The 13,628-nt window shown below is 76.1% G+C and carries 10 protein-coding genes; all 10 read left to right on the top strand.

Annotation, left to right across the window (positions count from 1 at the left end; genetic code table 11):
* The first annotated feature begins 45 nt into the window (after positions 1-45).
* The 10 genes from BJ983_RS09680 to BJ983_RS32195 all read left to right on the top strand — a co-directional run bounded on the left by BJ983_RS09680 (position 46) and on the right by BJ983_RS32195 (position 13,626).
* A complete protein-coding gene (locus tag BJ983_RS09680) occupies positions 46-1,677 on the top strand; it encodes a UDP-N-acetylmuramoyl-L-alanyl-D-glutamate--2,6-diaminopimelate ligase (protein WP_343053962.1) in 1,632 nt (543 codons plus the stop codon).
* The gene (locus tag BJ983_RS09675; protein WP_179793604.1) at positions 1,674-3,149 is read left to right on the top strand and encodes a UDP-N-acetylmuramoyl-tripeptide--D-alanyl-D-alanine ligase; all 1,476 of its coding nucleotides are present in this window, start codon (positions 1,674-1,676) and stop codon (positions 3,147-3,149) included. The genes BJ983_RS09680 and BJ983_RS09675 overlap by 4 nt, the downstream gene beginning before the upstream one ends.
* Positions 3,146-4,213 (top strand): phospho-N-acetylmuramoyl-pentapeptide-transferase, encoded by a 1,068-nt coding sequence (gene mraY, locus BJ983_RS09670; protein ID WP_179793603.1) that lies wholly within the window; start codon positions 3,146-3,148, stop codon positions 4,211-4,213. Before BJ983_RS09675 ends, mraY begins: the two co-directional genes overlap by 4 nt.
* Positions 4,206-5,702, top strand: coding sequence for a UDP-N-acetylmuramoyl-L-alanine--D-glutamate ligase (murD, locus tag BJ983_RS09665; protein ID WP_179793602.1), 1,497 nt, complete (start codon positions 4,206-4,208; stop codon positions 5,700-5,702). The genes mraY and murD overlap by 8 nt, the downstream gene beginning before the upstream one ends.
* Entirely contained in the window at positions 5,699-6,979 is a 1,281-nt protein-coding gene (gene ftsW / locus BJ983_RS09660; protein WP_343053961.1) for a putative lipid II flippase FtsW, read from the top strand. The genes murD and ftsW overlap by 4 nt, the downstream gene beginning before the upstream one ends.
* 7 nt (positions 6,980-6,986) lie before the next feature.
* Positions 6,987-8,123 carry an undecaprenyldiphospho-muramoylpentapeptide beta-N-acetylglucosaminyltransferase gene (murG, locus tag BJ983_RS09655; RefSeq protein ID WP_179793601.1) on the top strand — a complete coding sequence of 379 codons (1,137 nt, stop codon included), beginning with the start codon at positions 6,987-6,989 and terminating at the stop codon, positions 8,121-8,123.
* Between the two features lie 11 nt (positions 8,124-8,134).
* On the top strand, positions 8,135-9,667 hold the full coding sequence (gene murC, locus BJ983_RS09650; RefSeq protein WP_179797591.1) for a UDP-N-acetylmuramate--L-alanine ligase: 1,533 nt from the start codon (positions 8,135-8,137) through the stop codon (positions 9,665-9,667).
* Between the two features lie 206 nt (positions 9,668-9,873).
* On the top strand, positions 9,874-10,557 hold the full coding sequence (locus tag BJ983_RS09645; RefSeq protein ID WP_343053960.1) for a cell division protein FtsQ/DivIB: 684 nt from the start codon (positions 9,874-9,876) through the stop codon (positions 10,555-10,557).
* 293 nt (positions 10,558-10,850) lie between these two features.
* A complete protein-coding gene (locus BJ983_RS09640) occupies positions 10,851-12,200 on the top strand; it encodes a hypothetical protein (protein ID WP_218890189.1) in 1,350 nt (449 codons plus the stop codon).
* Complete coding sequence (locus BJ983_RS32195; protein WP_179793600.1) at positions 12,184-13,626, top strand: heparin lyase I family protein; 1,443 nt, start codon at positions 12,184-12,186, stop codon at positions 13,624-13,626. The genes BJ983_RS09640 and BJ983_RS32195 overlap by 17 nt, the downstream gene beginning before the upstream one ends.
* The last annotated feature ends 2 nt before the right edge of the window (positions 13,627-13,628 follow it).

Genomic DNA, 13,628 nt, shown 5'->3' with positions numbered 1-13,628 from the left:
AGGGCGCAGGAGGGCGTGATCGGGACGGTGAGTAGCCTTCCGCCCGTGCCGCCCGCTCCGAGCCGGACCGCCGTGGAGCCCCCCGAGGGCCGAGCGGGGACGTCGACGAGCGCCGGGGGAGGCGACGCGGATCCGACCGCGCAGGAGGCCGTCGTCCGGCCCGCCACGGTGCTCCCGACGGCCCTGGACGCCCTCGCCGCGCGTATCGCCGAGGCCACCGGGACGTCCCCCGAGGTCCGGGTCCCCGACGGCTCGTCCGGCGCCGACGTCCCGACGACGGGCGCGACGCTCCGTGCCCACGAGGTCAGGCCGGGGGACCTGTTCGCCGCCCTCCCCGGCGCGCGCGCCCACGGTGCCGACTACGCCGACCAGGCCCTCGACCGGGGCGCCGTCGCGGTGCTCACCGACCCCGCCGGGGCGACCCGCCCCGCCGTCGGGACCGTGCCGACGCTGGTGCACCCGCAGCCGCGCGAGGCGCTCGGGCCGGCGTGCTCGCGGCTCTACGGTGACCCGTCGGCGCACCTGGCGCTGCTCGGGATCACCGGCACCAGCGGCAAGACGACCACGGTGTACCTGCTGGAGGCCGCGCTCGCCGCGGCCGGGACCACCACCGGGCTGATCGGCACCGTCGAGACCCGCATGCACGGCCGCCGGGTGCCCAGCGCGTTCACCACGCCCGAGGCGCCCGACCTGCAGGCGCTGCTGGCCGCCATGGTCGAGCAGGGCGTGAGCCACGCGGCGATGGAGGTCTCGAGCCACGCCCTCGCGCAGGGCCGGGTGTCCGGCACCCGGTACGCGGTCGGCGCGTTCACCAACCTCTCCGCCGAGCACCTCGACTTCCACCCGACGATGGAGGACTACTTCGCCGCGAAGGCGCGCCTGTTCGACGGGCGGGCCGACCGGCACGTCGTCTGCGTCGACGACGCGTGGGGCCGGCGGCTGGCCGACTCCGTCGCCGCGACCACGGTGAGCACGACCGGGCCGGCCGACTGGACCGCCGCGGACGTCGTGGCCCACCCCGACGGCTCGCAGTCCTTCCGTGCCCTCGGCCCCGACGGGCTCGCCCTCCCGGTGACGCTGCGCCTCCCCGGCGCCTTCAACGTCGCGAACGCCCTGGTCGCGCTCGCGTGCGGCCACGCGACCGGGCTCGACCCGGAGCGCCTGGCCGCCGGGCTCGCGACCGTCACCGTCCCCGGGCGCATGCAGCGCGTCGAGGCCGGCCAGCCGTTCCTCGCCGTCGTGGACTACGCCCACAAGCCGGCCGCCGTGGAGGCGCTGCTGCGCACCCTCCGGACGCAGGTGGACGGCCGGGTCCTGACGGTGCTCGGGTGCGGCGGCGACCGCGACCGGGAGAAGCGGCCCGTCATGGGCGCGCTCGCCGCGCAGCTCTCGGACCTGGTCTGGATCACCGACGACAACCCGCGCTCCGAGGACCCGGCGGCCATCCGCGCCGCGATGCTGGACGGGGCGCGGGTGGCGTCGGACGCCCGTGCGATCGTGGCCGAGGAGGGTGACCGGCGCGCCGCGATCCGGGCGGCCGTGGCCGCCGCGCGACCCGGCGACGTCGTCGTCGTCGCCGGCAAGGGCCACGAGCTCGGCCAGAAGGTCGGGGCGCGGACGCTGCCCTTCTCCGACGTCGACGAACTCACGACCGCCCTGGGAGAGGAACCTGCGTGATCGAGCTGACCCTCGCGGAGCTCGCCCGCCTCGTCGGCGGACGGCTGCACCGTGCGACCGGGGACGAGCGCATCACGGGCACGGTCGAGTTCGACAGCCGCGCGGTCACCCCCGGCGGGCTGTTCGTCGCCCTGCCGGGTGAGCGCGTCGACGGCCACGCCTTCGCGACGACGGCGGTGGCCGCCGGGGCGGCCGGCATCCTGGCGGCCCGGGAGGTCGACGGCCCGGCGGTGCTCGTCGAGCCCCTCACCGACGCCCACGTCCCCGACGCCGCCCACGACGCGTCCGGTGCCGCCGTGCTGGTCGCGCTGCAGACCCTCGCGCGCCACGTCGCCGACGCCCTGCCGCAGCTCGGCATCGTCGGGATCACCGGGTCGTCGGGCAAGACCTCGACCAAGGACCTGGTCGCGGCGCTGCTCGAGCGCGACGGGCCCACCGTGGCGCCGCCGGGGAGCTTCAACAACGAGCTCGGCCACCCCTGGACCGTGCTGCGCGCCGACACCGCGACGAAGCACCTGGTCCTCGAGCTGTCCGCCCGCGGCCGCGGGCACATCGCGGCCCTGTGCCGGGTCGCGCCGCCGCGGATCGGCGCGGTGCTCAACGTCGGGTCGGCGCACCTCGGGGAGTTCGGCTCCCGCGAGGCGATCGCGCAGGCCAAGGGCGAGCTGGTCGAGGCGCTGCCCGCGGCGGCCGACGGCGGGGTCGCGGTGCTGGGCGCCGACGACCCCGTGGTCGCCGCGATGCGTGCCCGCACCGCCGCCCGGGTCGTGCACGCCGGGCGCGCGCCGGAGGCGGACGTCCGCGCGGTCGACGAGACGATCGACCCCGAGGGCCGGGCCCGCTTCCGGCTCGTCACGCCGGCCGGCGAGGCCGACGTCGCCCTCGGGCTGCGCGGTGCCCACCAGGTCGACAACGCGCTCGTGGCCGCCGCGATCGCGCTGGAGGCGACCGGCCTCGACGTCGGGACGATCGCCGCGGCGCTCGGTGCGGCCGTCCCGCGCAGCCGCTGGCGGATGGAGGTGGGGGAGCGGCCGGACGGGGTCCGGGTGCTCAACGACGCCTACAACGCGAACCCGGAGTCGATGCGGGCCGCGCTCGCCACCCTGGCCGCCATGGGAGCGGGGGAGGGCGGCAGTCGGATCGCCGTGCTCGGCGCGATGGCCGAGCTCGGCGACGACGCCGACGCCGCGCACGCCGAGCTGGGCCGCCTGGCCGCGAGCACCGGCCTGCACCGCCTCGTCGTCGTGGGCGAGGCCGCGCGCGGGGTGCACGAGGCCGCCCGCGCCGCGGGCCTGTCCTCGGACCTGGTGCCGGACGCCGCGAGCGCGGTCGAGGCCGTGCACCCGGAGCCCGGGGACGTGGTGCTCGTGAAGGCCAGCCGGTCGGCCGGGCTGGAGAAGGTCGCCGAGGCACTCCTCGCGACATGGAGCGCAGCCGAGCTGGCACACGGCCGGGCGGGAGACACGCAGTGAAGGGCGTACTGGTCGCCGCCGGGCTCGCCCTGGCGGTGTCGATCCTGCTGACGCCGTACGTGATCCGGCTGTTCATCCGGCAGGGGTTCGGGCAGGAGATCCGCGAGGAGGGCCCGCAGAGCCACCAGGGCAAGCGCGGCACCCCGACGATGGGCGGGGTCGCCATCCTCATCGCGATCTGGGTCGGCTACCTCGCCTCGCACCTGGCCGCGGACGTCTCGATCTCGGCGTCCGGCCTCCTGGTCCTGCTGCTCATGACCTCGCTCGGCGTGGTCGGGTTCCTCGACGACTTCATCAAGATCCGGCGACAGCGCAACCTGGGCCTCAACAAGACCGCGAAGCTGGTCGGCCAGTTCGTCACCGCCGTGATCTTCGGCGTGCTCGCGCTGCAGTTCGTCGACGAGCAGGGGCTCACCCCGGCCTCGACGAACCTGTCGTTCGTCCGGGACATCGCCGTGGTCGGCTTCGGCAGCGTCGGGTTCATCCTGTTCTGCTACCTCATCGTCACGGCCGCCTCGAACGCCGTGAACCTCACCGACGGGCTCGACGGACTCGCCGCGGGCATCTCGGCGATGGTGCTCGCGACCTACCTGATCGTCTCGTTCTGGCAGTTCCGCAACGACTGCGGCACCGCGATCGAGGCGGGTTGCTACCAGGTGCGCGACCCGCTCGACATCACGCTCGTGGCCGCCGCCGGGATGGGCGCCTGCATCGGGTTCCTCTGGTGGAACGCGGCGCCCGCCCGCATCTTCATGGGCGACACCGGGTCGCTCGCCCTGGGCGGGCTCTTCGCCGGCCTCGCGATGGTCACCCGCACCGAGCTGCTGCTCGTGGTGCTCGGCGGCGTCTTCGTCGTCGAGGCCCTCTCGGTGGTCCTCCAGGTCGCGGTCTTCCGGACGACGAGGCGGCGCCTGTTCCGCATGGCGCCCTTCCACCACCACTTCGAGCTCGCCGGCTGGGCCGAGACCACGGTGATCATCCGGTTCTGGCTGCTCGCGGCGATCTGCTGCGCGCTGGGGCTCGGGCTGTTCTACAGCGAGTGGCTGGCCGCGTCCGGTGGTTGAGTGGCGTGAACGGCACGTCCTGGTCGCGGGGGCCCGGCGCACCGGGGCCTCGGTGGTCGACGTCCTGCTCGAGCTCGGTGCCCGCGTGACCGTGGCCGACGCGGACCCGGCGCAGCTCGCCACGCTGGGCGACCGCCCGGTCGCGTCCACCACCGACCTCGCGTCGGTGCCGGACGGGTGCGACCTCGTCGTCACCAGCCCCGGGTTCCGGCCGGATTCCCCGTTGGCCCTCGCCGCCCGCGCGGCGGGCGTCGAGATGATCGGCGAGCCGGAGCTGGCGTGGCGGCTGGGACAGGACCCGGCGGTGTGCCCCGACGGCCCGCCGGTCTGGCTCGCCGTCACCGGCACCAACGGCAAGACGACCACCACCGGGATGCTCGAGGCGATCCTGCTGGCGGCGGGCCTGGACGCCGTGGCCTGCGGAAACATCGGTCTGCCGATCGTCGACGCGCTGCGCGCCGGGCACCGGGTGCTGGCGGTCGAGCTGTCGAGCTTCCAGCTGGAGTGGTCGCCCTCGGTCGCCCCGTTCGCCGGCGCGGTGCTCAACGTCGCCGACGACCACCTCGACTGGCACGGCTCGATGGCCGCCTACGCCGCCGCGAAGGCCCGGGTGCTGCGCGGCCGGGTCGCGATCGGCGGGCTCGACGACGAGCGGGCCGCCGGACTGTTGCGCGCCGCGCCCGGACGCCGGGTCGGGTTCACCCGCGGCGAGCCCGGCCCCGGAGAGCTGGGCGTCGACACCACCCGCGGGGTGCGCCGCCTGGTCGACCGGGCCTTCGACGACGCCGGGGGCGAGGACCGGCGTCCGGTGCTGCTGGCCGAGGTGGCCGACATCGTCCCCTCGGGCCCGCCGGGGGAGGCCAACGCGCTCGCCGCGGCGGCGCTCGCCCGCGCCCACGGGGTCCCCGCCGAGGCGGTCGCCGCGGGGCTGCGCGCGTACGCACCCGGGGCGCACCGCGGCGCCGTCGTCGCCGAGTCGGGCGGGGTGCGCTGGGTCGACGACTCGAAGGCCACCAACCCGCACGCGGCCGCCGCGTCGCTCGCCGCGCACGCCCGCGTGGTGTGGGTGGCGGGCGGCCTGCTCAAGGGCGCGGCCGTCGACGACCTCGTGCTCGCGAACGCCGGGCGGCTCGCCGGGGCGGTGGTGCTCGGCGCCGACCGGGCCCGCTTCCTGGAGGCACTCGCCCGACACGCCCCCGAGGTGCCGGTCGACGACGTCGGCGGGGGCGACGATGTCCCGATGGACCCGATGCTGGCGGCGGCCCGGTCGGCCGCGACGATGGCCCGGCCCGGCGACGTCGTGCTGCTCGCCCCCGCGGCGGCCTCGATGGACATGTTCCGCGACTACGCGGCGCGGGGCGACGCGTTCGCCGCGGCGGCCCAGCGGGTCGCGGGCGCGAGCGGGGCGAGCGCCGAGCCCGGCCTCGACCCGGACCCGGTGCCCGAGGCCGGCGCGGTGGCCGAGCCGGCCGCGGACCCGTCGTCGTGACCACCCGGACGACGGGGCGCACGCCGCGCCGGACGCGGCAGGCCCCGCCGAACGTGCGCGCCCTCGCCGGCGCGCTCTCGCAGTGGCTCGGGCGCCCGTTGACCTCGCTGCACCTCGTGCTCGCGGTCTTCGGCCTGCTGACCGCGCTGGGCCTGGTCATGGTCCTGTCCGCGTCGTCGGTGAACGCCTACGCCGCGGGTGGGTCGTCCTACGGCGTCTTCTTCCGGCAGCTCGCGTTCGCCGTGCTCGGGGCGGGGCTGTTCTGGCTCGGCCTGCGGGTGCCGCCGCGACGCTGGCGGGCGGCGAGCCCGTGGCTGCTCGCCGCGTGCCTCGTGCTGCTCGCCCTGGTCCTCGTACCGGGGCTCGGGGCGCAGGTGAACGGCTCGCGGTCGTGGTTCCGGGTCGCCGGCCTGTCCCTGCAGCCCAGCGAGATCACCAAGATCGCCCTCGCCCTGTGGGGCGCGCACGTGCTGGTCCGCCACCGGCCGGCCCCGCGGCGGTGGCGCCAGGCCCTGCTGCCGATGGTGCCGGTCGCGATGCTGATCTTCGTGCTGGTGATGCTGCAGCCCGACCTCGGGACGACGATCTCGCTCGGCGTCATCGTGGTGGGGCTGCTGTGGTTCGCCGGCGCCCCGCTGGGGCTGCTCGCCCTGTTCGGCACGGTCGGCGTCATCGGCGTGGTGGTGCTCGGCGTGGCCGCCAGCTACCGGCAGAGCCGGATCACGGCGTTCCTCGACCCGATGAACGCCGACCCGCTCGGGCCCGCGTACCAGGCGCGACAGGCGCTGTTCTCGCTCGCCGACGGCGGCGTGTTCGGCCAGGGCCTCGGCCAGGGCCGGGCGAAGTGGAGCTACCTCCCGAACGCGGACAACGACTTCATCTTCGCGATCATCGGCGAGGAGCTCGGCTTCCTCGGGGCGTCCGCGGTGATCGCGCTGTTCGGCACCCTCGCCTACACCGGGCTGCGGATCGCCGCCCGCTCCGTCGACCCCTGGATCCGCGTCGTGGCGGCGACGCTGACGGTGTGGCTGGTCATCCAGGCCGCCATCAACATCGGCTACGTCGTCGGCCTGCTCCCGGTCACCGGGATCCCGCTGCCGCTGGTGTCCTCAGGCGGCACGTCCCTCGCCCTCGCCCTGTTCGCGGGCGGCCTGCTCGCGAACTTCGCCCGTCACGAGACCGATGCCGCCGCCGCGCTGCGCACGCACGGCCAGGGCCGCCTCGCGCGGGCCCTGCGCCTGCCGCCGCCCGAGCCGGGGCGCGCCCGCACCACGTAGGAGTCGTGTGTCCGACAGTCCCCGCAGCCCCCGTCGTCCGCTGTCCGTCGTCGTCGCCGGAGGTGGCACCGCCGGACACATCGAGCCCGCGCTCGCGCTGGCCGACGCGGTGCGGCGGCTGCGCCCGGACGCCCGGGTGACCGCCCTGGGGACCAGCCGGGGCCTCGAGACGACGCTCGTCCCGAAGCGGGGCTACCCGCTCGAGCTGGTGCCGCCGGTGCCGCTGCCCCGCAAGCCGTCGAAGGACCTCGCGGCCCTCCCGTGGCGGGTCGTGAACTCCGTGCGGCGGACCCGGAAGGTGCTCCGCGCGGTCGAGGCGGACGTCGTCGTCGGGTTCGGCGGGTACGTGGCGCTGCCCGCGTACCTGGCCGCGCGGCTGCCCGGCAGCCGGGTCCCGGTCGTCGTGCACGAGGCGAACGCGAGCGCGGGCATCGCGAACAAGGTCGGCGCCCGCCACGCCGCCGCGGTCGCCGCGGCCGTCCCCGGCAGCGGGCTCGACGGGCCGGTGATCGGGATGCCGCTGCGCCGCGCGATCACGACCCTGGACCGCGAGGCGCTGCGGGCGAAGGCGCGGGCGCACTTCGGTCTCGACCCGGACGCCCCCACCCTGCTGGTGTTCGGTGGGTCGCAGGGGGCGCGGTCGCTCAACGAGGCGGTGGCGGGGGCCGCGGGCGCGCTGCGGGCGGCCGGGATCGGGGTGCTGCACGCCCACGGGCCGAAGAACACCGTCGAGGTGCCCCGCGGCACGCCGCCGTACGTGGCGGTGCCCTACCTGGAGCGGATGGACCTGGCCTATGCCGCCGCGGACCTCGCGATCTGCCGGTCGGGGGCGATGACGGTCGCCGAGGTGTCGGCGGTCGGCCTGCCCGCGGTGTACGTCCCCCTGCCGCACGGCAACGGCGAGCAGCGGCTCAACGCGCTGCCGGTGGTGGAGCACGGCGGGGGCATCCTGGTGGAGGACGCGGACCTCACCCCCGAGAAGGTCGTCGAGCTCGTCGTCCCCCTGCTGACCAGCGGCGAACGCCTCTCGGCGATGAGTGCGGGAGCCCGGCGTACGGGGCACGCGGACGCGGACGAGACACTGGCCCGGATGGTGCTGGAGGCGGCCGAGGGCACGGCGGGTACGGAGGGGATCGACCGGTGACCGACGAGATCATGCAGCCGGGGGAGCAGGCGCTGGTCCCGGACCTGCCACGGCTGCTCTCCCGCGTGCACTTCATCGGCGCGGGCGGCGCCGCGATGAGCGGGATCGCCCGCATCCTGCTCGCCCGTGGGGCGATGGTGTCCGGCTCGGACGCGAAGGACTCACGGGCGGTGCTCGCCCTGCGGACGCTGGGCGCCGAGGTGTCGGTCGGCCACGACGCCGCCAACCTCGACCTGCTGCCCGGCGGCCCGACCGCCCTGGTCACGACGAAGGCGGTCCACCAGGCCGACCCCGACAACCCCGAGCTGCTCGAGGCGGCCGCGCGCGGCATCCCGGTGCTGCACCGCTCGGCGGTGCTCGCCGAGCTCATGGCCGACCACCGCGCCGCCTGCGTGTCGGGCAGCGCCGGCAAGACGTCGACCACCTCGATGCTGGTCGTGGCGCTGCAGGCCTGCGGCACGGACCCGTCGTTCATGATCGGCGGCGACCTGCTCACGTCCGGCTCGAGCGCCCACCACGGGCACGGCGACGTGTTCGTGGCCGAGGCCGACGAGTCCGACGGCTCCTTCCTGGCCTACTCGCCCGCCGTCGCGATCGTCACCAACGTCGAGCCGGACCACCTCGATCACCACGGCACCGTGGAGGCCTACGTGGCGGTGTTCGACGCGTTCGCCGGCCGGATCGAGCCGGGCGGGGCCCTCGTGGTGTGCGCCGACGACCCGGGCGCCGCCGCGCTCGGCGACCGGGCGGCGGCCGCGGGTGTGCGGGTGCGCCGCTACGGACGGACCGCCGTCGGCGCGGAGGACGTCACGGTGCTGGACTACCGCGCCGAGGCCTCCACCGGGATCCTGACGATCCGCGTGGGGGGAGACGCAGCGGAGCGGAGCTCGACCGGGTCGGTGGGCGCCGAGCACACGCTGCGGCTGAGCGTCGCGGGGGAGCACCAGGCCTTCAACGCGTGCGCCGCGCTGCTGGCCGGGCTCGACCTCGGGGCGCCGCTCGACAAGCTCCTGGAGGGGCTGGAGTCCTTCACCGGCGTCCGCCGCCGCTTCGAGCTCCGGGGCGAGGCCCGCGGGGTCCGCGTGTACGACGACTATGCGCACGCCCCCACGAAGGTCGAGGCCCAGCTGCGCGCGGCCCGCCCGGTGCTGGGGGAGCGGGGACGCCTGATCGTCGCCTTCCAGCCGCACCTGTACTCCCGGACGCGGGACTTCGCCGAGCAGTTCGGGGCGGCGCTCTCGCTGGCCGACGAGGTCGTGCTGCTCGACGTCTACGGGGCCCGCGAGCAGCCGGAGCCCGGCGTCAACGGCGCCACCATCGCCCGGCACGTCACGCTGCCCGCCGAGCACGTGCACTACGAGCCCTCCTGGGCCGCCGTCCCGAGCCTGCTCGCCGACCTCGCCCGACCCGGCGACCTCGTCATCACCATGGGCGCGGGCGACGTGACGGTCCTCGGCCCGGAGGTGCTGCTCGAGCTCGAGCGCCGGGACGAGGCGAGCGGAGCGACGGGGGACACGACCGCCCCGGCTCCCGTCGGGGGCTGAGTCCGCTGCCGCCCCCGACCCGCCGTCCCCGCCCCGGCGTTCCCGACGGCAGGTCGGGCCGGTCGGGCGGGCGCACGCGCAGCGACGGCCGCGGACGCGCCGAGGGCGCCCGGGACGCCCGGGGACGTGACGGCCGCGCGCGTCGCCCGTCGTCGCGGCCCCCGCGGGACCGCGGCCCCCGCGACCACGCCGCGCTCGAGGCGCGCGTGGCCCGACGGCGGGTGCTGCGTCGGCGGTGGACCGTGGCCGTGGGGACGCTGGCGGTGGTCGGCGGGCTGGTCTGGCTGCTCGGGTTCTCCCCGGTGTTCGACGTCCGCGCGGTGGAGGTCACCGGCGCCGCGGCGGAGACCCTCCCGGCGGTGCAGCAGGCCGCGGCCGTACCCCCGGAGACCTCCCTGCTGTGGCTCTCCACGGCCGACCTGGACGCGCGGGTCGCCGCCATCCCGAGGGTCGCGTCGGTCGACGTGCGGCGGTCCCTGCCGGGCACGGTGACGGTGGCGGTGACCGAGCGGGAGCCGGTCGCCGCCGTGCCCGCCCCGGGCGGGGTCGGGCTGCTCGACGGCTCCGGGTTCGTCTACCGCACGATGCCCGCCGCGCCGGCCGGGGTGCCGCGGCTGGTGCTGCCCGCAGGGGTGGCCGCGTCGCCCGGGAACCCGGCGACGGTGGCCGCGGTGCGGGTGCTGCAGGCGCTGCCGACCACGCTGCGGGCGAAGGTCACCGAGCTGCGCGCGAACGGCGCCTACGACGTCTCGTTCCTCCTCGACGGACGCACGGTGCGCTGGGGCGCGGACGCCGAGGACGAGCGCAAGGCCGCCGTGCTCGGGCCGCTGCTGACGCGCCCGGGCTCGGTGTACGACGTCTCGACGCCGGACCTGCCCGTCGTGAGCTGACCGCTGCCGCAGCGCGACCGCCCGACCCTCGATCACCACTCGAAGTGTCACGCGCGGTCACCGTGTCTCCGGGGGGCAGCGGGCACCGAGGGTGGCGGAACGCCCCTCCACACCCCCCGTCCGGGGAGGTGACCACCCGCTCGGGCGACACGTGAAGGACGTGTGACCTGCGCGAACGGGTTTCACCACTCCGGTTATCACTCACGTGCACACCACGCGTTTCGCTTGACCCAGATGTGTCACGCAGCGTCAACTCCCCCCGTCGTCACGACGGTGGGAGAGGTGCGAGCGCGATGGCCAAGAGGATGAACCGCGATCCGAGGGGGACGGCACCCCCGCGGGTGCGGCGGACGGTGGCGTCGGCCCTCGCCGCCGCCGCGATGGCGGGCGTCCTGGCGTTGTCCCTGGGGCACCAGGCCTCGGCGACCTCGCCGGGGGAGACCTGGGTGCCCGAGCTGTCCGTCCAGGGCGGCGACGACACCAACGTGGTCGCGGCGGCCGGGGCGATCCGGCTCGCCGACGGCGTCGTCCGGGCCCAGAGCGCGCGCTCCCCGCGGACGGAGGGCGAGCTGTACCTGGCGCCCTACCGGGTCGCGACCCCCGTCGACCGCATCACCGCGAAGGTGACCGCGGACGTGCCGCCCGGCGGCCAGGTGATCGTCGACGTGCGTGGGGTGAAGTCGGACGGGACGTGGAGCCAGTGGAGCACCGCGACCGCCACGGCACCCGCCGTCCTGGACGACCCCAGCACGGACCTGCAGGTGCGGGTCACCCTCGTCGCCGGCGACTTCGGCGCGAGCCCGGCGCTGCAGCGGCTGTGGTTCACCACCGACCGCGTCAAGCCGCTCGCCGGCACCCCGACCACGCCCCCGGCCCCGACGACCACCCCGGCCCCGACGACCACGCCCGCGCCGGCCACGACCACCCCGGCGCCGGCGCCCGACCCCGCGAAGGTCGCCGCCCTCACGAGCCGCGTGTTCGCCACGCGCATCGGTCTCGTCGGCAACACCACCGCCAACGGCCACGTCATCGTCCCGCGGGACCACTTCGTGGCCCTGCCCTCCCGACGTGGCCTCGCGCCCCGCGACAAGGGCGACTACACGGTCAAGGTGTGCGCCGCGAACGGCCGCTGCGCCTGGTCGCCGGTGTGGGACGTCGGCCCCTGGAACATCAAGGACGACTACTGGAACGCCCCGGGCACCCGGCAGCAGTGGGGCGACCTCGCCCTCGGCTTCCCGCAGGCCCAGGCCGCGTTCCAGCGGGGCTACAACGGCGGCAAGGACGGCTTCGGCCGCAAGGTCGCGAACCCCGCGGGGATCGACCTCGCCGACGGCACCTACTACGACGACCTGCAGCTGCGTGACAACAGCTGGGTGACCGTGACCTACCTCTGGACCGGCACCGGGCCCTCCGCCCTGGCCCGACCCACCGGGGCGCCCACCCTCGTCGTCCGCTCCGCGCCCACCGACTCCTCGTCCGCGGTCGGCGCCGTCGCCGGCGGCGCCCGCATGGCCGTCACCTGCACCGCGGCCGGCCAGTCCCGCACCGGGTCGCAGGGCACGAGCAGCCAGTGGCTGCAGATCGGTCCCCAGCAGTACGTCCCCGCCGCCGCCGTGGAGGCCCCCCGTGTCGCGTCCTGCTGACCTCCTCGCCCCCCTGCCCGACCGGCCGCTGTCCCCGCACAGCGGACCGGGCGCGCAGCCCTCGACCGCGGTCGCCGACCGCGAGCGCCGCACCCGCCGTCGTCGTCGGACCGTCCTGACGGCGGGGGCGGGCGCCCTGCTCGCCGCGGTCATCGGGCTGGCGGCCTCGGCGACCGCGGTGCCGACCGGGGAGACCTGGGGCGCCGAGCTCGCCGTGTCCGGCGGTGACGACGCGAACGTCGCGCTCGTCGACGGCGCCGTCCGCCTGGTGACCCCGTCCACCGCGAAGGCCCGGTCGGAAGGTGTGCTGGTCCTCGCGCCGCGCCGTCCCGCCGCGGCGACGAACGCGATCACCACCGAGCTGACCGCCGACCTGCCGCCCGGCGCGACCGCCCGGGTGGACGTCCGCGGCGTCCTCCCCGACGGCGCCTGGAGCCCGTGGCTGCCGACCAAGGACGACGTCCGCACCGTCCTGCCCGCCCTCACCACCCAGGTGCAGGCGCGGATCGTGCTCCTCGGCGGGTCGGGGGCCGTGAGCCCGGCTGTGCAGCGCCTCTGGATCACCACCTCGACGACGTCGGCGTCGCCCGCGTCGGCCACCGCCCCGCCGGCGCCGAGCACCACCGCCGCGCCGGCCACCACGGCGGCCCCGACCAGCACCGTGCGCCCGACCACGACCACCCCGGCCCCGTCGACCACCGTCGTCCCGATCAAGCCGACCACCCCGGCCCCCACCCCGAACTCGGGGACGGCCCCCGTCCCGGCGGCCAAGCCGATCTGGGACGCGGCGATCACCGCGCAGGGCCTGGGCATGTTCAAGGACACGCCGTGGAACATGGTCGGCGCGAAGACGCCGACGGTCGTCCCGGCCACCGACCTCGCGGGCCGCAAGGCGCTGCGGTTCACCATGCCGGGGGGCGGCAAGCGCTCCGAGATCGAGCCGAACGTCGACAACTTCACCGAGGGGCAGGACCGCTACATCCGGCTGTCGGTCCGGCTCGCCGACGGCTTCCCGGTGAACGCGAACTCCTGGCAGCTCATCACGCAGTTCAAGAACGAGGGCACCGGGAGCCCGCCCCTCGAGCTGCGGATCGGGAACGGCAACTACATCCTCTCCGGCGGCTTCGACCACCCCGGCGGGTCGAAGAACTTCGACAAGGTCATCGCCCCCGCCGTCACCGGCAAGGTCACCACGCTGGTGCTGCACGTGAAGTTCTCCAGCTCCAGCGCGAAGAGCGTGGTCGACGCCTGGGTCGACGGGCAGCAGAAGGTCGCGGGCTTCCGTCCGCCGGGCGGCACGCTCTACCCGGGTAACTACAGCTACTGGAAGCTCGGGCTCTACCGCGACACGGGCATCGGCCAGACCGCGACCTACGAGCTCTCCGACGCCCGGCTCGGCACGTCCTACGCGTCGGTGGCCGGCTGAGG

It is taken from the genome of Actinomycetospora corticicola, assembly GCF_013409505.1.
Lineage (GTDB): Bacteria > Actinomycetota > Actinomycetes > Mycobacteriales > Pseudonocardiaceae > Actinomycetospora > Actinomycetospora corticicola.
This window is presented reverse-complemented; position numbering and strand designations above follow the sequence as displayed.

Excerpts from the sequence above, each read along its gene's own strand:
- murC (WP_179797591.1), top strand. The coding sequence starts at position 8,135 with ATGCAGCCGGGGGAGCAGGCGCTGGTCCCGGACCTGCCACGGCTGCTC.
- BJ983_RS09640 (WP_218890189.1), top strand. The coding sequence starts at position 10,851 with ATGGCCAAGAGGATGAACCGCGATCCGAGGGGGACGGCACCCCCGCGG.